The sequence below is a fragment of the Micromonospora sp. NPDC049204 genome (assembly GCF_040647935.1).
Taxonomy (GTDB): Bacteria; Actinomycetota; Actinomycetes; order Mycobacteriales; family Micromonosporaceae; genus Micromonospora.
This window is the reverse complement of record NZ_JBEZDC010000022.1, coordinates 21,062-39,151: the sequence shown is the minus strand read 5'-3', so window position 1 is coordinate 39,151 and position 18,090 is coordinate 21,062. Positions and strand designations below refer to the sequence as shown.

17 protein-coding genes are annotated in these 18,090 nt (G+C 72.1%); 2 read left to right on the top strand and 15 right to left on the bottom strand.

Going from position 1 to position 18,090, the window contains the following annotated elements; translation table 11 throughout:
• Positions 1–9 precede the first annotated feature (9 nt).
• The 8 genes from pyrF to pyrR form a co-directional block, all read right to left on the bottom strand.
• The gene (pyrF, locus tag AB0A90_RS31175; protein WP_357254837.1) at positions 10–846 is read right to left on the bottom strand and encodes an orotidine-5'-phosphate decarboxylase; all 837 of its coding nucleotides are present in this window, start codon (positions 844–846) and stop codon (positions 10–12) included.
• Positions 847–910: 64 nt separating this feature from the next.
• Positions 911–2,185 carry an adenosylmethionine--8-amino-7-oxononanoate transaminase gene (locus AB0A90_RS31170; protein WP_357254836.1) on the bottom strand — a complete coding sequence of 425 codons (1,275 nt, stop codon included), beginning with the start codon at positions 2,183–2,185 and terminating at the stop codon, positions 911–913.
• Positions 2,186–2,428: 243 nt separating this feature from the next.
• Positions 2,429–3,475: a quinone-dependent dihydroorotate dehydrogenase gene (locus tag AB0A90_RS31165; RefSeq protein ID WP_357254834.1), complete on the bottom strand. Its 1,047-nt coding sequence runs from the start codon at positions 3,473–3,475 to the stop codon at positions 2,429–2,431.
• Positions 3,472–6,819: a carbamoyl-phosphate synthase large subunit gene (carB, locus tag AB0A90_RS31160; RefSeq protein WP_357254832.1), complete on the bottom strand. Its 3,348-nt coding sequence runs from the start codon at positions 6,817–6,819 to the stop codon at positions 3,472–3,474. Before carB ends, AB0A90_RS31165 begins: the two co-directional genes overlap by 4 nt.
• Complete coding sequence (carA, locus tag AB0A90_RS31155; RefSeq protein ID WP_357254830.1) at positions 6,812–7,957, bottom strand: glutamine-hydrolyzing carbamoyl-phosphate synthase small subunit; 1,146 nt, start codon at positions 7,955–7,957, stop codon at positions 6,812–6,814. Before carA ends, carB begins: the two co-directional genes overlap by 8 nt.
• Positions 7,954–9,231 carry a dihydroorotase gene (locus tag AB0A90_RS31150; RefSeq protein WP_357254828.1) on the bottom strand — a complete coding sequence of 426 codons (1,278 nt, stop codon included), beginning with the start codon at positions 9,229–9,231 and terminating at the stop codon, positions 7,954–7,956. The genes carA and AB0A90_RS31150 overlap by 4 nt, the downstream gene beginning before the upstream one ends.
• On the bottom strand, positions 9,228–10,154 hold the full coding sequence (locus AB0A90_RS31145) for an aspartate carbamoyltransferase catalytic subunit (protein WP_357254827.1): 927 nt from the start codon (positions 10,152–10,154) through the stop codon (positions 9,228–9,230). The genes AB0A90_RS31150 and AB0A90_RS31145 overlap by 4 nt, the downstream gene beginning before the upstream one ends.
• Entirely contained in the window at positions 10,151–10,735 is a 585-nt protein-coding gene (gene pyrR, locus AB0A90_RS31140; protein WP_357254825.1) for a bifunctional pyr operon transcriptional regulator/uracil phosphoribosyltransferase PyrR, read from the bottom strand. Before pyrR ends, AB0A90_RS31145 begins: the two co-directional genes overlap by 4 nt.
• Positions 10,736–11,023: 288 nt before the next feature.
• Here pyrR and AB0A90_RS31135 point away from each other — a divergent pair, with 288 nt between their 5' ends.
• The gene (locus AB0A90_RS31135; protein ID WP_007458348.1) at positions 11,024–11,512 is read left to right on the top strand and encodes a transcriptional regulator; all 489 of its coding nucleotides are present in this window, start codon (positions 11,024–11,026) and stop codon (positions 11,510–11,512) included.
• Positions 11,513–11,587: 75 nt separating this feature from the next.
• Here AB0A90_RS31135 and nusB read toward each other — a convergent pair whose 3' ends face one another.
• From nusB to AB0A90_RS31110, 5 genes are all read right to left on the bottom strand, one after another.
• The gene (nusB, locus tag AB0A90_RS31130) at positions 11,588–11,998 is read right to left on the bottom strand and encodes a transcription antitermination factor NusB (protein WP_184188983.1); all 411 of its coding nucleotides are present in this window, start codon (positions 11,996–11,998) and stop codon (positions 11,588–11,590) included.
• A 23-nt stretch (positions 11,999–12,021) separates the two neighbouring features.
• Positions 12,022–12,579 (bottom strand): elongation factor P, encoded by a 558-nt coding sequence (gene efp / locus AB0A90_RS31125; protein WP_210793018.1) that lies wholly within the window; start codon positions 12,577–12,579, stop codon positions 12,022–12,024.
• A gap of 412 nt (positions 12,580–12,991) precedes the next feature.
• Positions 12,992–13,423 carry a type II 3-dehydroquinate dehydratase gene (aroQ, locus tag AB0A90_RS31120; RefSeq protein WP_357254824.1) on the bottom strand — a complete coding sequence of 144 codons (432 nt, stop codon included), beginning with the start codon at positions 13,421–13,423 and terminating at the stop codon, positions 12,992–12,994.
• Positions 13,420–14,499: a 3-dehydroquinate synthase gene (gene aroB, locus AB0A90_RS31115; protein ID WP_357254822.1), complete on the bottom strand. Its 1,080-nt coding sequence runs from the start codon at positions 14,497–14,499 to the stop codon at positions 13,420–13,422. Before aroB ends, aroQ begins: the two co-directional genes overlap by 4 nt.
• 10 nt (positions 14,500–14,509) lie before the next feature.
• Positions 14,510–15,508 carry a YafY family protein gene (locus AB0A90_RS31110; RefSeq protein ID WP_357254821.1) on the bottom strand — a complete coding sequence of 333 codons (999 nt, stop codon included), beginning with the start codon at positions 15,506–15,508 and terminating at the stop codon, positions 14,510–14,512.
• A 79-nt stretch (positions 15,509–15,587) separates the two neighbouring features.
• Between AB0A90_RS31110 and AB0A90_RS31105 the strand changes: the two genes are divergently transcribed.
• Positions 15,588–16,316 (top strand): alpha/beta hydrolase, encoded by a 729-nt coding sequence (locus AB0A90_RS31105; RefSeq protein WP_357254819.1) that lies wholly within the window; start codon positions 15,588–15,590, stop codon positions 16,314–16,316.
• Between the two features lie 19 nt (positions 16,317–16,335).
• On the opposite strand, the gene AB0A90_RS31100 is transcribed toward AB0A90_RS31105, so the two are convergent.
• The gene (locus AB0A90_RS31100) at positions 16,336–16,839 is read right to left on the bottom strand and encodes a shikimate kinase (RefSeq protein ID WP_357254817.1); all 504 of its coding nucleotides are present in this window, start codon (positions 16,837–16,839) and stop codon (positions 16,336–16,338) included.
• On the bottom strand, positions 16,839–18,017 hold the full coding sequence (gene aroC, locus AB0A90_RS31095) for a chorismate synthase (protein ID WP_357254816.1): 1,179 nt from the start codon (positions 18,015–18,017) through the stop codon (positions 16,839–16,841). Before aroC ends, AB0A90_RS31100 begins: the two co-directional genes overlap by 1 nt.
• Positions 18,018–18,090 lie beyond the last annotated feature (73 nt).

Here is an 18,090-nt window from a genome sequence, read left to right as displayed (position 1 = left end):
GTCAGTCAGTCACCGGGCAGGCAGGACGGCCCGGCAGTCGGCCAACACGCGGTCCGCGGCGGCCCGCAGGGCGTCGACATCGGGGCCGGCGGAGAGCACCTCCCGGGAGTACGACGGGAGCACCGAGGCGAGGCTCGAACCGAAGACGGTACGCAGATCGGCGGCACCGGCACCCTGCGCGCCGAGCCCCGGAGCGAGCAGTGGACCCCCCACGCCGGAGAGGTCGTGACCGGTGTCACCGATGGTCGCCCCGACCACCAGACCGAAGCTCCCGAGCGGAGTCGCACCCTCGTTGAGCTGGGAAATCTCGTCGATCACGGTTTGCGCCACGGTGCGGCCGTCGGCCGTGCGGGCCTGCTGCACGGCCGCGCCCTCGGGGTTGGAGGTGAGGGCCAGCACGAACACGCCGCCGCCGTGCTCGGCGGCCAACTCGAACATCGGCGCCAACGAACCGACTCCGAGGTAGGGGCTCGCGGTGACCGCGTCGACATACATCGGGCTGGATGGATCGAGGTACGCGGAGGCGTACGCGCGCATCGTCGAGCCGATGTCGCCGCGCTTCACGTCGAGGAGAACGAGCGAGCCGGCATCCCGTAACTGTCGGATAGTTGACTCAAGAATCTCCACTCCGCGGGATCCGAATCGCTCGAAAAAGGCCGACTGAGGCTTCACCACCGCAACCCGGTCACCGAGCGCCTCGACGACGGTCCGCGCGAACCGATCCAGTCCCGAGACGTCGTCCGGGAGGCCCCAACCGGCCAGCAGACCCGGATGCGGGTCGATGCCCACACAGAGTGGCCCCCGCTCGCCGATCGCCCGGTGCAGCCGGGTTCCGAAGCTCTCCATCCGGTACTCCCTCTCTCCTGCCGGGCGGCGGACCGCCTCCCGGGTGTGCGTTGACGACGGCGGTTCAGCCGGCCGCCACCGCCGCCGCCACCCCGGCCGTGATCCGGGCCAGGTCGGCGTCGTCGGTGACGTACGGCGGCATCGTGTAGACGAGGTCGCGGAACGGGCGCAGCCACACCCCCTGATCCGCGGCGGCCACGGTGGCCGCACCGAGGTCGACCTCGTGGTCGAGTTGGACCACCCCGATCGCGCCGAGCACCCGCACGTCGGCCACGCCGGGCGCACCCCGCAGGGGCTCCAGGCCGGCGCGCAGGCCGGCGCCGACCCTGGCCACCTGGGCCGACCAGTCCCCGGCCCGCAGCAGCCCGATGGAGGCGTTGGCCACCGCGCAGGCCAACGGGTTGCCCATGAACGTGGGTCCGTGCGCGAGGACGCCGGCGGCGGAGATGCCCCGGGCGACCTCCGGGGTGCAGAGCGTCGCCGCCAACGTCAGGTAGCCCCCGGTGAGCGCCTTGCCCAGGCACAGCACGTCCGGCGTCACCCCGGCGTGCTCGGCGGCGAACATCGCACCGGTACGACCGAACCCGGTGGCGATCTCGTCGAAGATCAGCAGCACCCCGTGCGCCCGGGTCACCTCGCGCAGCACCCGCAGGTAGCCCGGATGGTGGAACCGCATCCCGCCGGCGCCCTGGACGACGGGCTCGACGATCACCGCGGCCAGTTCGTCGGCGTGCCGCTCGACGGTCTCCACCAACGCCGCCACGTACGCGTCGTCGGGCGGGTCGTCGAAGCCGCCGGGCGGGACCGGGGCGAACACCTGCCGGGGCAGCACGTCGCCCCAGAGGTGGTGCATGCCGCCCTCCGGGTCACAGACGCTCATCGGGTGGAACGTGTCGCCGTGGTAGCCACCCCGCCAGGTCGCCAACCGGCGCCGCTGCGGTCGGCCGACGGCCCGCTGGTACTGCAGGCACATCTTCACGGCCACCTCGACGCTCACCGAGCCGGAGTCGGCCAGGAACACGTGCTCCAGGCCGTCCGGGGTCAGCTCGACCAGGGTCCGGGCGAGCCGTACGGCGGGCTCGTGGGTGAGCCCGCCGAACATCACGTGGCTCATCCGGCCGAGCTGGTCGGTCACCGCCGCGTCCAGCACCGGGTGCCGGTAGCCGTGGATCGCCGCCCACCAGGACGACATCCCGTCCACCAGCTCCCGCCCGTCGGCGAGCCGCAGCCGCACCCCCTCGGCGCTCTCCACCACGTACGGCGGGTTCGTCGGGGGCAGCGCGGCGTACGGATGCCAGACGTGCGCCCGGTCGAAGGCCAGGATCTCCTCGGGTGTCACACGTTCTCCTTCCAGACACGGACAAGCCGGGCGTCCCACAGCCGAGAGTCATCCCCGCGCCCTCTGCTCTGCTTCACCGGACGCGACACCCGGTGTCCGGAGAGCGGACGTCGGCCGTCGCGCGGGTTGACGCAGAGCAGAGGGCCAGCAGCGAGGATCGCCTCCCGGGCGCGCGGCCGGTTCGGCGGCGAGCCGGCGCGGGCCGGCCCGACGCGAGGCCGGGCGAGCACCGGGCCGGCGCGGTCACCGGCCGGCGACCGCGTCCGGTGCCACGGGCGCGGCAGTCGCGCGGGCGGCGGCGCGGACCAGGGCCGGACCGCGGTAGATGAAGCCGGTGTAGAGCTGCACCAGGGCGGCGCCGGCGTCGAACATCCGCGCCGCGTCGTCCGGGTCCAGCACCCCGCCGACGCCGATGATCGGCAGCCGACCACCGGTCTCCCGGTGGACGAAGTCGACCACCTCCCGAGCCCGTCCGGTGAGGGGCCGGCCGGAGAGACCACCGGCCTGGGCGCCGCGCTCGGCGTCCACCGTGGCGAGCCCGGTCCGGGACAGCGTGGTGTTGGTGGCGATCACCCCGGCGGCGCCACGGTCCAGACAGACCTCCAGCAACTCGGCGATCGCCGCCTCGGTCAGGTCGGGCGCGATCTTGACCAGCACCGGCTTCTCCCCCACCAGCGCGCCGAGCAGCGCGTCCAGGTGGGCGCGGTCCTGCAACGACCGCAGGCCCGGAGTGTTCGGTGAGGACACGTTCACCGCGAAGTAGTCGCCGTGCCCGCGCAGCGCCCGGTACGAGGCGAGATAGTCCTCGACCGCCTCGTCCAGTGGGGTCACCTTGGACTTGCCCAACGAGATGCCCAGCGGCACCCCGAGCGGGCGGGTGAGCGCCGTCAGCCGGGCCGCCAACGCCGCGGCCCCGGCGTTGTTGAAGCCCATCCGGTTGACCACGGCCTCGCTGGCCGGCAAACGGAACAGCCGCGGCCGTGGGTTGCCCGGCTGGGCGTGCGCCGTGACCGTGCCGACCTCGACGAACCCGAAGCCGAGGGCCGGCCAGGCCGGCAGCGCCGCGCCGTCCTTGTCCATCCCCGCGGCCAACCCGACCGGGTTGGGGAAACGCACCCCGAACACCGTGCGCGGCGCGTCGACCGCGTAGCGGGTTCGCAGCGCGGCGAGCGCGGCCGGCCGCCGCGACAGGGCCGCCAACCGCCGCAGGGTCCACTCGTGCGCCGCCTCGGCGTCTCCACCCCCGATCCGGAACAACCAGGGCCGTACCGCCTGCTCGAACAGGGTCACTGGGCGGCCCGCAGGATGGCGTGCAGATCCTGCAGGGGGCGCACCTGCATGTCGCCGCGGATGCGCGCCTCGATACCCATGACCGCCGCCGCCGCGCCGGGGACCGTGGTGATGCAGGGGATGTCGGCGGTAACGGCCGCGCTGCGGATCTCGTAGCCGTCGGAGCGGGCGCTGGCACCCGAACCCTGCGGCGTGTTGATGACCAGCGCCACCTGGCCGCCGGCGATCAGCGACACCGCGTCATCGCCCTCGCCAGCCTGGTAGTGCTTGCGGACCTGCTCGCAGGCGATGCCGTGCCGGCGCAGCACCTCGGCGGTGCCGGTGGTCGCCACGATCTCGAAGCCGAGATCGGCCAACCGCTTGATCGGGAAGATCATGCCGCGCTTGTCCCGGTTGGCCACCGAGACGAAGATCTTCCCGGCGGTCGGCAGCGACCCGTACGCGGCGGACTGGCTCTTGGCGAAGGCGTGCCCGAAGTTGGTGTCGATGCCCATCACCTCGCCTGTCGACTTCATCTCCGGCCCGAGCAGCGAGTCGATCCCCTTGCCCGCGCGGGTCCGGAAACGCTTGAACGGCAGCACCGCCTCCTTGACCGCGACCGGCGCGTCGGCGGGCATCGTGCCCCCGTCCCCCGTCGCCGGGAGCAGGCCCTCGGCGCGCAGCTCGGCGATCCTCGCGCCGAGCGCGATCCGGGCCGCCGCCTTGGCCAGCGGCACCGCCGTCGCCTTCGAGACGAACGGCACGGTACGCGACGCCCGCGGGTTGGCCTCCAGCACGTAGAGCACGTCGTCCTTGAGGGCGTACTGCACGTTGAGCAGGCCGCGGACGCCGACGCCACGGGCGATGGCCTCGGTGTAGCGGCGGACCTCGGCCAGGTGCGAGCCCGCGAGGGTGATCGGCGGCAGCGCGCAGGACGAGTCGCCGGAGTGGATGCCGGCCTCCTCGATGTGCTCCATCACGCCACCGATGTAGACCTCGCCGTCGGCGTCGCAGAGAGCGTCCACGTCGATCTCGATGGCATCGTCGAGGAACCGGTCCACCAGCACCGGGTGATCCGGGGAGATGTCGGTGGCCCGGCCGATGTAGTCGCGCAGCGTCGGGTCGTCGTAGACGATCTCCATGCCCCGCCCGCCGAGCACGTACGACGGCCGGACCAGCACCGGGTAGCCGATCTCGTCGGCGATCGTCTTGGCCTCGTCGTAGGACGTGGCCATGCCGTGCGCCGGCGCGCGCAGCCCGGCGCGAGCCAGCACGGCGCCGAACGCGCCCCGCTCCTCGGCCAGGTGGATCGACTCCGGGGAGGTGCCGACGATCGGCACGCCGGCGTTCTTGAGCCGCTGCGCCAGGCCCAGCGGGGTCTGCCCGCCGAGCTGCACGACCACCCCGACCACACCCGGCCCGCCGGCCGCCCGGCCGGACGAGTCCTCGGCGTGCCAGACCTCCAGCACGTCCTCGAAGGTCAGCGGCTCGAAGTAGAGCCGGTCGGCGGTGTCGTAGTCGGTGGAGACCGTCTCCGGGTTGCAGTTGACCATGACGGTCTCGTAACCGGCCGACCGCAACGCCTGCACCGCGTGCACACAGGAGTAGTCGAACTCGATGCCCTGCCCGATCCGGTTCGGGCCGGAGCCCAGGATCAGCACCTTCGGCCGGTCCGACGGCGCGACCTCGGTCTCCAGGTCGTACGTCGAGTAGTGGTACGGCGTGGTCGCCTCGAACTCGGCCGCGCAGGTGTCCACCGTCTTGTAGACCGGGCGTACGTCGAGGCGGTGCCGCAGGGTGCGGACGCCGTCCTCGGCGGCCAGCTCCGGGCGCAGCGCGGCGAGCTGACGGTCGGACAGGCCGGCCCGCTTGGCCCGGCGCAGCAGGTCGGCGTCGAGTACCGGCGCGTCGACGATCTCGCCGCGCAGCTCGATCAGCGCGGCGATCTGGTCCAGGAACCACGGGTCGATCCCGCCGGACGCCTCGCTGACCTCGGCGATCGACGCGCCGAGGCGCAGCGCCCGCTCGACGGTGTAGAGCCGGCCGTCGTGCGGGATCCGCAGCGCGGCGAGGGTGTCGGAGCGGGTGGCGTCCTCCGGATCTGGAGTGGTCCAGAAACCAGATGATCGGGTCTCCATCGAGCGCATCGCCTTGTTCAGCGCCTCGGTGAAGTTGCGCCCGAGGCTCATCGCCTCGCCCACCGACTTCATCGTGGTGGTCAGCTCCGGGTCCGCGCCGGGGAACTTCTCGAACGCGAACCGGGGGATCTTCACCACGACGTAGTCCAGGCTCGGCTCGAAGGCCGCCGGGGTCTTCAACGTGATGTCGTTGGGGATCTCGTCGAGGGTGTAGCCGATGGCCAGCTTCGCGGCGATCTTCGCGATCGGGAAGCCGGTCGCCTTCGAGGCCAGCGCCGAGGAGCGCGACACCCGGGGGTTCATCTCGATCACGACGATCCGGCCGTCGACCGGGTTGACCGCGAACTGGATGTTGCAGCCGCCGGTGTCCACCCCGACCTCGCGCAGCACCGCGATGCCCAGGTCCCGCAGGCGCTGGTACTCCCGGTCGGTGAGCGTCATGGCCGGGGCCACGGTGACGCTGTCGCCGGTGTGCACGCCCATCGGGTCGATGTTCTCGATCGAGCAGACCACCACCACGTTGTCGTGCCGGTCGCGCATCAGCTCGAGCTCGTACTCCTTCCAGCCGAGCACGCTCTCCTCGATGAGGACCTCGTGCACCGGGCTGGCGGCCAGGCCGTCGCCGGCGATGCGGGCCAGGTCGTCCGGGGTGTGCGCCATGCCGGAGCCCAGGCCACCCATGGTGAACGACGGCCGGATCACCACCGGCAGGCCCAGCTCGGCGACTGTCGCCTCGACCTCGTCCATCGTGTGGCAGACCCGGGAGCGGGGCACCAGCCCGGTCGGGTCGTCGACACCCAGCCGTACGCCGGCCTTCGCCACGATCTCCTTGAACAGCTGCCGGTCCTCGCCCCGGTTGATGGCGTCGATGTTCGCGCCGATCAGCTCGACGCCGTACTTCTCCAGGACGCCGGCCTCGTGCAGGGCGACGGCCGTGTTCAGCGCGGTCTGCCCGCCGAGGGTCGCCAGGATCGCGTCCGGGCGTTCCTTGGCGATGACCAGCTCCACGAACTCCGGGGTGATCGGCTCGACGTACGTCGCGTCGGCGAACTCCGGGTCCGTCATGATCGTCGCCGGGTTGGAGTTGACCAGGCTGACCCGGATCCCCTCGCTGCGCAGCACCCGGCACGCCTGGGTGCCGGAGTAGTCGAACTCGCAGGCCTGCCCGATGACGATCGGCCCGGAGCCGATCACGAGGATGTGCTTGAGATCGGTCCGCTTAGGCATTGCTGCGCCCCTCGATGAGATCGGCGAATCGGTCGAAGAGGTAGTCAGCGTCGTGCGGGCCGGCCGCCGCCTCCGGGTGGTACTGGACGGTGAACGCGGGCAGGTCCACGGCCCGCAGCCCCTCGACCACGTTGTCATTGAGGCAGACGTGCGACACCCGGACGCCACCGAAGTCGGTGTCGATCACCTGGTCGGGGACGACCGCGCCGTTGCCCGAGCCGGGGACCTGCACCGCGAAGCCGTGGTTGTGGCTGGTCACCTCGACCTTGCCGGTCAGCCGGTCGAGCACCGGCTGGTTGATCCCCCGGTGGCCATAGCCCAGCTTGTAGGTGCCGAAGCCGAGCGCCCGACCGAGGATCTGGCTGCCGAAGCAGATGCCGAACAGCGGCACCTCCCGCCGCAGCGCCTCCCGGGCCAGCGCCACCGGGGCGTCGGCGGTCGCCGGGTCGCCCGGGCCGGGCGACAGGAAGATCGCGTCGGCGCCGGTGGCGAGCATCTGGTCGATGCTCGACGACGCCGGCAGCACGTGGGTGGTCACCCCACGGGTGGCCAGCCGACGCGGCACGTTGCGCTTGATGCCCAAGTCCAGAGCCGCCACGGTGAACCGGTGCTCGCCGAGGGCCTCGACGACGTACGGCTCGGCGGTGCTCACCTCGGCGGACAGGTCCGCGCCGACCATCTGCGGTGACTGCCGGACCCGGGCCAGCAGGCTCTGCGGGTCCTTCTCGACGCTGGAGATGCCCACCCGCATGGCGCCCCGCTCGCGCAGGTGCCGGGTCAGCGCCCGGGTGTCCACCCCGCTGATGCCCACCACGCCCTCGGTGGCGAGGCGGTCCTCCAGGCTGCCGGTGGCCCGCCAGTTCGAACCGATCCGGGCCGGGTCGCGCACCACATAACCCGCCACCCAGATCCGGCCGGACTCGTCGTCCTCGCCGTTGACGCCGGTGTTGCCGATGTGCGGGGCGGTCTGCACCACCACCTGCCGGTGGTAGGACGGGTCGGTCAGGGTCTCCTGATAACCGGTCATGCCGGTGTTGAAGACCGCCTCGCCGAAGGTCTCGCCGACGCTGCCGTACGCCTCACCGGGGAACGTGCGCCCGTCCTCGAGCACCAGGATTGCGGAACGTCTACGGGTCACTTGACTGCCTTTCCGTCCAGGACCGTCGGCTCGCCACGCAGGAAGGTCGCCACGATGCGACCCGGCAGCGTCATGCGGGCGTACGGGGTGTTGCGACTGCGGCTGGCCATCTCCGTCGGCTCGATGGTGCGGCGGGCGGCCGGGTCGATCAGGGTCAGGTTGGCCGGCACACCCGGCGCGGGGTCGACGCCGTGCCCGGTCAGGCCGGCGATCCGGGCGGGGGTACGCGACATCCGCTCGGCGATCAGGTCCCACTCGGGGCCGAGCACGTCGAGCGCGATGGACAGGGCCGTCTCCAGACCGAGCATGCCCGGCCGGGCGTACGCCCACTCGCACTCCTTGTCCTCCACGGCGTGCGGGGCGTGGTCGGTGGCGATCACGTCGACCACACCGTCGGCGAGCGCGGCGCGCAGCGCGGCGATGTCCGCGGCCGTCCGCAGCGGCGGGTTGACCTTGAAGACCGGGTCGTAGCTCTCCGCTCGCTCGTCGGTGAGCAGCAGGTGGTGCGGGGTGACCTCGGCGGTGACGCGTACCCCACGGGCCTTCGCCTGGCGCAGCACCTCGACGCTGCCGGCGGTGGAGACGTGGCAGACGTGCAGGCGGCTGCCCACGTGCTCGGCGAGCAGCACGTCCCGGGCGATGATCGCCTCCTCGGCGACCGCCGGCCAGCCGATCAGCCCGAGTCGGGTGGAGACCTCACCCTCGTGCATCTGCGCGCCCTCGGTGAGCCGGGGCTCCTCGGCGTGCTGGGCGATGATCCCGTCGAACGCCTTCACGTACTCCAGGGCCCGGCGCATCAGCTTCGGGTCGGCGACGCAGTGCCCGTCGTCGGAGAAGATCCGCACCCGGGCCGCGGAGTCCGCCATCGCGCCCAGCTCGGCCAGGCGCTCGCCGGCCAGCCCGACGGTGACCGCGCCGATCGGTTGCACGTCGACCAGACCTGCCTCGCGGCCGAGTCGCCAGACCTGCTCGACCACGCCCGCGGTGTCGGCGACCGGGGACGTGTTGGCCATCGCGCAGACCGCCGTGTAGCCGCCCATCGCCGCGGCGCGGGACCCGGACTCGACGGTCTCGGCGTCCTCCCGGCCGGGCTCGCGCAGGTGGGTGTGCAGGTCGACGAGGCCGGGCAGGGCGACCAGCCCGGTGCCGTCGACGACTGTGGCGTCCGGCGCGGACAGACCGGCGCCGACCTCGGCGACCAGACCGTCGCGGATCAGCAGGTCGGTCGGCGCGCCGCCGACGACACTCACGCTGGTGATCAGGTACGCGCTCACCGGTTGTTCCCTCCGAGCAGCAGGTAAAGAACAGCCATCCGCACGGAGACACCGTTGGTGACCTGTTCGACGATTGTGGAGCGGGGTGAGTCGGCGACCTCGGGGGTGATCTCCATCCCCCGGTTCATCGGGCCGGGATGCATGACGATCGCGTGCTCGGGCAGCCGGCGCATCCGTGGGCCGTCCAGCCCGTAGCGGCGGGCGTACTCGCGCGCGGAGGGGAAGTAGGAGTCGTTCATCCGCTCCCGCTGCACCCGCAGCATCATCACCACGTCGACGTTGGGCAGCACGGAGTCAAGGTCGTAGGAGACGTCGGTGGCGGGGGCGAGCGCTCCCGCGATGTCGACCGGGATGAGGGTCGGCGGGCCGACCAGGGTGACCTTCGCGCCGAGGGTGGAGAGCAGCAGCACGTTGGAGCGGGCGACCCGGGAGTGCAGCACGTCCCCGACCACCGCGACCGACAGCCCGGCGAGCCGGCCCAGCCGGGACCGCATGGTGTACGCGTCCAGCAGCGCCTGGGTCGGGTGCTCGTGGGTGCCGTCCCCGGCGTTGACGACCGAACCGTCGACCCAGTTGGCCAGCCGGTGCGGCGCGCCCGAGGCGGGGTGTCGCACGACGACGGCGTCGGCGCCCATGGCCTGCAGGGTCAGCGCGGTGTCCTTCAGGCTCTCGCCCTTGGTGACGCTGGAGCCCTTCGCGGAAAAGTTGATCACGTCGGCGCTGAGCCGCTTCGCCGCCGCCTCGAAGGAGATCCGGGTGCGGGTGGAGTCCTCGTAGAAGAGGTTCACCACGGTCCGGCCGCGCAGCGCGGGCAGTTTCTTGATCTCCCGACCGGCGACGGTGGCCATCTCGGCGGCGGTGTCCAGGATCTCGGTGGCGGTGTCGGCGTCCAGGTCCGCGCCGGAGAGCAGATGCTTGATCATGAGGCGGGTCCCCCGTAGAGCTTGACCTCGTCGGTCCCGTCGGTCTCGGCGAACGTCACCTTCACGCTCTCGGCGAGCGAGGTCGGGATGTTCTTGCCGACGTAGTCGGCGCGGATCGGCAACTCCCGGTGGCCGCGGTCGACCAGGACGGCGAGTTGCACCGACGCCGGGCGGCCCACGTCGTTGAGCGCGTCGAGCGCGGCCCGGACGGTACGGCCGGAGAAGAGCACGTCGTCGACGAGGATGACCCGCTTGCCGTCGATCCCGCCGGACGGCAACTCGGTCGGGCCGATCGCGCGCGTGGCCTGCCGGCGCAGGTCGTCGCGGTACAGGGTGATGTCGAGCACACCTACCGGAACGGCGACGTCCTCGAAGGTGCTGATCCGGTCGGCGAGCCGCCGGGCGAGGGGCGTCCCCCGGGTCGGAATCCCCAGCAGCACCGTGTTGGCGGCACCCTGGGTCTTCTCCAGGATCTGGTGGGCGATGCGGTCGACCACGCGTTGCACGTCGGCGCTGGCGAGGATCACCTTCACCGAGGGTTGTCGCGGTGGTGACGGGCGGGCAGCCGGTGGGTACGCCACGGCGGACCTCCTTCCCCGCCTCACGGGACGGGTCGTTAAAGGATGTCGGGCACCTCCGGCCGGACCGCGCAGCGGACCTGACCGGGGCTTCGCGCCACGTTACCAGTGGTCACCGGGCCGATGGACGGCGGCCGCTGACCACCGGGTCAGGACCAGGATTCGGGGACAACTTCCCGGACGCTCCCCAACGGTCGGGTCACGACCACTTGACCAGGTGTCGCATTCCCCGTACCGTCACGCTCCGTAGCGATCGACGGGAGAACCCCGAGCAGCACTGGGAGTGTCCGAATGCCCTCTGAATACGCCAAGTCTCTGGGCGCCCGCCTGCGCTCCATCCGCCAGCAGCAGGGTCTGTCCCTGCAGGGTGTGGAGGAGAAGTCGAATGGGCGGTGGAAGGCCGTGGTGGTCGGCTCGTACGAGCGCGGCGACCGGGCCGTGACGGTGTCCCGTCTGGCCGAGTTGGCCGAGTTCTACCGTGTCCCCGTCTCGGAGCTGCTGCCTGACGGCAGTGGTGTCCGGCACGAGCCCACCAGCAAGATCGTCCTGGACCTGGAGCGGCTCTACGACGAGGCCTCCGAGGACCTGGCCTACGTCGCCCGCTACGCCCGCGCCATCCAGCAGCAGCGTGGTGACTACAACGGCCGGGTGCTCTCGATCCGCGCCGACGACCTGCGGGCCCTCGCGATCGTCTACGACGCCTCACCGTCGGGTCTGATCGAGCGGCTCACCGAGCACGGTGTGCTGGTGGCCGACCCGCGGGCGTTCTTCGCCTCCTGAGCTGTCGCTGTACCGAAAGGGCCCGTGCCATCTGGCACGGGCCCTTTCCGGTCACGGCGTTCGGTGCTGCGACGCTCAGCGGGTGGCGTACTCGGCGATCCGGCCGAGCACCCCGTTGAGGAAGCGCGGCGAATCGTCGGTCGACATCTGCCGGGCCAGCTCCACAGCCTCACTGATCGCGACCGCGTCGTCGATCTCGTCGACGTAGAGCAACTCGTAGACGGCGATCCGGGCCAGATTCCGGTCGACGACCGGCATCCGCTCCAACGTCCAACCCTCGGCATAGCTGGCGATCAGCTCGTCGATCCGGTTGAGGTGCTCGGCGACGCCCTCGACCAGACCCACCGCGTAGCCGAGGTGCTCCGGTCGGGGCTGCTCGATCCGCTGCACGTAGCCGGCCAGCACCTCCACCGGAGGCTTGTCCCGCAGGTCGGCCTCGTAGAGGACATCCAGCGCCCGCTTGCGCGCCTTGCGGCGCGCCGGCATCTGCTGCTTGGAACCCTCAGCCATCAGGCGCGGCCGAGGTAACGGCCGTCGCGGGTGTCGACCTTGATCTTCTCACCGGTGGTGATGAACAGCGGCACCGGCACGGTGGCGCCGGTCTCCACGGTCGCCGGCTTGGTGCCGCCGGTCGAACGGTCACCCTGCAGGCCCGGCTCGGTGTAGGTGACCTCCAGCACGACGCTTGTGGGCAGCTCGATGTAGAGCGGCACACCCTCGTGCTGGGCGACGGTCGCCTCCGCCTCGGGCAGCAGGTAGTTGGCTGCCTCGCCAACGGTGCCGCCGAGCACGGTGATCTGGTCGAACGTCTCCAGATCCATGAAGACGAAGTCCTCACCGTCGGCGTACAGGTATTGCATCGTGCGCTTGTCAACGGTCGCGGTTTCGACCTTGGTGCCCGCGTTGAAGGTCTTGTCGACCACCTTCCCGGACAGCACGTTCTTCAGCGTGGTGCGCACGAAGGCACCACCCTTACCGGGCTTGACGTGCTGGAACTCGACGACAGCCCAGAGCTCGCCGTCCAGGTTGAGTACCAGGCCGTTTTTGAGGTCGTTGGTGGAGGCCATTTCCTGCCTTGATCATCAATTGGCGGACAGACCTTACGAGTCTACTAGCTGCGCCGAGACCCGCTGACCACCCTACGCGGGCGGGGGCCGACCAGGGGGCATCGACGCCCGCATCGGTGACGGAGCGTGACGCTCGAGCTGGCAGCCGTTCCTTTCGTCGAACCCTTTGCTCTGCTTCAACCCCCGCACCGGTCACCCACCGTGCCGGCCAGACCGCCGCCCTCGGTACGACACAACTCACAAAGCCGCAGCTCACCGCACTGTTGCGCCAGGTGAAGCAGAGCAAAGGATCTGAGCAGGGTACGCACAGCCGGCACCGGACGCGGCCCACCAGGTGACGCTCGGCGACGCCGATAACGCTCACTATCGGTAATTTGTCGCAGCCGGTGGGAAATGGGCGGGAAACCGGTGGTCAGGCGCCTCGGCCGGCCAGGTGGTGCAGAGCGAGGCGATAGCCGTCGATGCCGAGGCCGCAGATCACCCCGGTCGCCACCGCGGACACCACCGAGTGGTGCCGGAACTCCTCGCGGGCGTGGATGTTGGACAGGTGCACCTCCACCAACGGCCCCCGCAGCATCGCGCACGCGTCCCGCACGGCGTACGAGTAGTGCGACCAGGCAGCCGGGTTGAGCACCACCGCGGCAGCCTCGTCGGCGGCGGTGTGCAGCCAGCCGAGCAGCTCGTGCTCGGCGTCGGTCTGCCGGACCGTCACGTCCAACCCCAACTCCCGGCCGGTGGCCTCGCAGAGCGCCACCAGGTCGGCGTAGGTGGTCTTGCCGTACACCTCGGGCTCCCGGGTGCCCAACCGGCCCAGGTTCGGCCCGTTGAGGACGTACACCTTCACCGGCTGGACACCTCCTGGTAGGCGGCCTCCAGCAGCACGTCGTCCGGGCCCTCCAACATCGCCGGACGGGCCAGCCCGTCCAGCACCACGAAACGCAGCCGGCTGCCCCGGGCCTTCTTGTCCACCCGCATCGCGGGCAGCAGGTGCGGCCAGGCGTCGGCCGGGTAGCTCACCGGCAGGCCGAGCGCGCTCAACGTGGCCCGGTGCCGGTCGGCGGTCGGCGCGTCCAGCCGGCCGGCGAGCCGGGCCAGCGCGGCCGCGTAGACCAGGCCGACGGAGACGGCGTGGCCGTGCCGCCAGCGGTAGCCCTCGTTCTGCTCGATCGCGTGGGCCAGGGTGTGCCCGTAGTTGAGCACCTCCCGCACACCCGACTCGCGCAGGTCACCGGCGACCACGTCCGCCTTGACCCGGATCGCCCGCTCGATCAGCTCCCGCGTCACCGGCCCGCGCGCGTCGGTGGCCGCCTCCGGGTCGCGCTCGACGAGATCCAGGATCGCCGGATCGGCGATGAACCCGCACTTGACCACCTCGGCGAGCCCGGCCGCCAGGTCGACCGCGGGCAGGCTGTCCAGGGTGGCGAGGTCGGCCAGCACACCGACCGGCGGATGGAACGCGCCCACCAGGTTCTTGCCGGCAGCCGTGTTGATGCCCGTCTTGCCGCCCACCGCGGCGTCCACCATGCCCAGCAGCGAGGTCGCCACCGGCACCCAGCGCACTCCGCGCAACCAGCAGGCCGCGACGAAGCCGGCCAGATCGGTCACCGCGCCGCCGCCCACCCCGACCACCGCGTCGGTACGGGTGAAGCCGGCCGCGCCGAGCCGGTCCCAGCAGGCGGCCGCCACGTCGATCTGCTTGCCCGACTCGGCGTCGGGCACCTCGATCGGCAGCGGCTCGACGCCGGCGGCGCGCAGCCGCTCGCCGAGCGCGTCCGCCAGGGCCTTGAGCGGGGGCGCGTGCAGCACCGCCGCCCGACTCGCGCCGGGCAGCAGGCCCGGCAACGCGCCCAGCAGGTCACGCCCCACCAACACGTCGTACGGCCGCTCGCCGCCGACCGGAATCCGGGTCACCTCGTTCATCGCCGGCAGCCTAGTCCAGCGGGCGGCGCGGTGACGGCATCTGCCCACCTGCTGGCCGGGCCGCCCAGTCGGCGAGCAGGCGGGCGTGCTCGGCCACCGCGGCGCGCAGCGCCTCCGGGTGTCGCACCGTGAACGGGCAGCCCAGACCGGCGAGGAGCGCGGCCATGCCGGGCAGGCTCTCCGCCCGGGCCCGCAGCAGTACTCCCTCGGCGGTGACGGTCAGCTCGGCCACGCTGGGCGGGATGCGACGGCGCGCCGTGTCCACATCGGTCTCCAGCAGCACCTCGACCTCGTGCGAGTAGGGCACGCCGGCCAGCGACCTGGTCACCCGGGCCACCGGGTCGAAGCCCTCCGGGACGGTGAACGTCGCCGTGCCCGGCGTCACGGCGCCGACGCGGTCCAGTCGGAACGTGCGCACCTCCCCGCGCCGGTGGTCGTGGCCGGTGACGTACCAGCGGCCGGAGTGGAAGACCAGGCCGTACGGGTCGAGTTCCCGGTGCGACTGCTCGCCCCGCCAGGAGCGGTAGTCCAGTGCCACCCGCTGCCGGTGCCGGGCCGCCGCGGCCAGCGCGAGCAGGGTGCCCGACGCCGGCCGCAGCTCCGGTTCGGGGCGGCGCAGGGTGAAGCCGAGGTGCTCCTGCACGGCCGCGAGCCGGTCGGCGAGCGCCGCCGGCAGCACCCGACGGATCTTCGCGAGCGCCGTGGCCGTGGCGGGCTGCTCGGTGGTCAGCCCGACCCGCTCCGCGACGACCAGCCCGAGCAGCACGGCCACCGCCTCGTCGTCGGTGAGCATCAGCGGCGGCAGCTTGTAGCCGGGGTGCAGCCGGTAGCCGCCGTGGCGGCCCCGGTCGGCGGTGACCGGGATGCCCAGCTCGACGAGGGTGGCCGCGTACCGGCGCACGGTCCGCTCGTCGACACCGAGCCGGCCGGCCAGCTCGGCGGCGGTGGCACGGTGCCGGGCCTGGAGCAACTCCAGCAGGGCCAACACCCGGCCGGCGGGATGTGACACAGACCACTCCTCGAAACCGGGCGGATTCTGTCCGGATTCGATCGTACGGTCTGTCGGTAACCGAGAGAAGGAGCGACAGATGGCGACGTACGTGCTGGTGCCGGGGTTCTGGTTGGGCGCCTGGGCGTGGCGGGAGGTGACCTCGGCGCTGCGCGCGCAGGGGCACGAGGTCCACCCGATGACACTGACCGGCGTGGCCGAACGCCACCATCTCGCCGGTCCGGAGATCGGCCTGGAGACGCACACCACCGACATCGTCCGACTGATCGAGGTCGAGGATCTGCGCGACGTGCTGCTGGTCGGCCACTCGGGCGGCGGGATGCCGGTCGCCCAGGCGGCGGACCGCATTCCGGACCGGATCGCCCGGGTGATCTACGTGGAGAGTGGGCCGTTGCCGGACGGCGTCGCGCAGTTCGACACGGTGCCACCGGAGGAGCAGCAGCGGCTGCGCGCCGCGATCGGCACCGGCCACCTGCTGCCGCCGCCGGCGTGGGACCCGGCCGCCGACCCCACCAACCTGGCCGGTCTGGACGAGCCGACGCTGGCCCTGCTGCGTGCCCGGGCCACCCCGCAGCCGCTGGCGGCCGCCACCGACGCGGTACGCCGTACCGGTGGGCGTCCGGTGCCGACCGCGCTGGTCGCCAGCACCTTTCCGCTCAGTGTGGTACGGCAGATGATCGGCGAGGGGCACCCGTTCTTCACCGGTCTGGCCGGCGGTCAGCTGTTCGAGTTGCCCACCGGGCACTGGCCGATGCTCAGCGAGCCGAAGGCCCTGGCCGACGTGCTCGAACGCGCCGCCCGCGGCTGAGCGCCGACCCGGTCAGCGGTCAGCCCTTCAGCACGGCGGCGATCTCGGCGACGACCGCCGCCGGGGCCCGGCCGTCGGTGGTCACCGTCATCGTGGCCACCTCGCGGTAGAGCGGCCGACGCTGATCCATCAGGTGCTTGAGGGTGGCGCGCGGGTTGATCGCCAGCAAGGGTCGGCCGGCGCCCAACCCGACCCGCTTCACCGCGTCCGGCAGCTCCACCGAGAGGTGCACCACGCGGTGCCCGATCAACGCGGCCCGCGTCTCCTCGGCCAGCACCGCGCCGCCGCCGAGCGCGAGCACACCCGTGCCGCCGGCCAGCGCCGCGGCCACCGCGGCCCGTTCCAGGGTACGGAAGTGCGCCTCTCCCTCGTCGATGAAGATCTCCGGGATCGGCTTGCCGGCCATCTGCTCGATGTCGACGTCGGTGTCGCGGAACTCCACCCCGAGGGTGGCGGCGAGCGCCCGGCCGACGGTGGTCTTGCCGCAGCCGGGGACGCCGACCAGCACGACGACCGGCGCCATCAGCGGATCACCAGGGCGTCGAGGTAGCCGGCCAGGTTGCGACGGATCTCGGCGATCGAGTCCCCGCCGAACTTCTCGGTGGCCGCCTCGGCGAGCACGAGCGCCACCATCGCCTCGGCGACCACCGCCGCGGCGGGCACCGCGCAGACGTCGGACCGCTGGTTGATCGCGGTGGCCGGCTCGCCGGTGGTGATGTCCACGGTGGCCAGCGCCCGGTTCAACGAGGAGATCGGCTTCATCGCGGCACGAACCCGCAGCGGCTCGCCGGTGGTGATGCCACCCTCCAGCCCACCGGCCCGGTCGGTGACCCGGCGGACGCCCGTCGCCGACGGAATGATCTCGTCGTGCGCCTCCGAGCCCCGGGACCGGGCCTGCTGCCAGCCGTCGCCGATCTCCACGCCCTTGATCGCCTGGATGGACATCAGCGCGGTGGCCAGTCGGGCGTCGAGTTTGCGGTCCCACTGCACGTGACTGCCCAGACCCGGCGGCACCCCGTACGCCAGCACCTCGACCACGCCCCCGAGGGTGTCGGCGGCCTTCTTCGCGGCATCGACCTCGGCGACCATCAGCGCGCTGGCCTCCGCGTCGAGGCAGCGCAGCGGGTCGGCGTCGATCCGGGCAGCGTCGGACGGCACGGGACGCAGCCCCGGCTTCGCGGCCACCGGACCCAACTCGACGACGTGCGAGACGATCTCGATGCCGAGCGCCTGCCGGATCAACGCCTTGGCGACCGTGCCGACGGCGACCCGGGCGGCGGTCTCCCGGGCGCTGGCGCGTTCCAGGATCGGCCGGGCGTCGGTGTGCCCGTACTTCTGCATGCCGGCCAGGTCGGCGTGGCCCGGCCGGGGACGGGTCAGCGGCGCGTTGCGGGCCTGCCGGGCCAGCTCGTCGGGGTCCACCGGATCGGCGGCCATCACGGTCTGCCACTTCGGCCACTCGGAGTTGCCCACCCGGATCGCCACCGGGCTGCCCAGGGTCACGCCGTGCCGCAGACCGCCGAGCAGCTCGACCTCGTCGCGCTCGAACGCCATCCGGGCGCCACGGCCGTAGCCCAGCCGCCGACGGGCCAGCTCGTCGGCGATCTCGGAGGAGGTCACCTCGATGCCGGCCGGCACCCCCTCCATCATCGCGACGAGGGCGGGACCGTGCGATTCACCTGCAGTCAACCAGCGCAACACAGCGGCCAGTCTGTCACGGCGCGCCACCGACCCGGCACGCTGCCCGCCGTGTCCCGCCCTGCGGACACCGGTG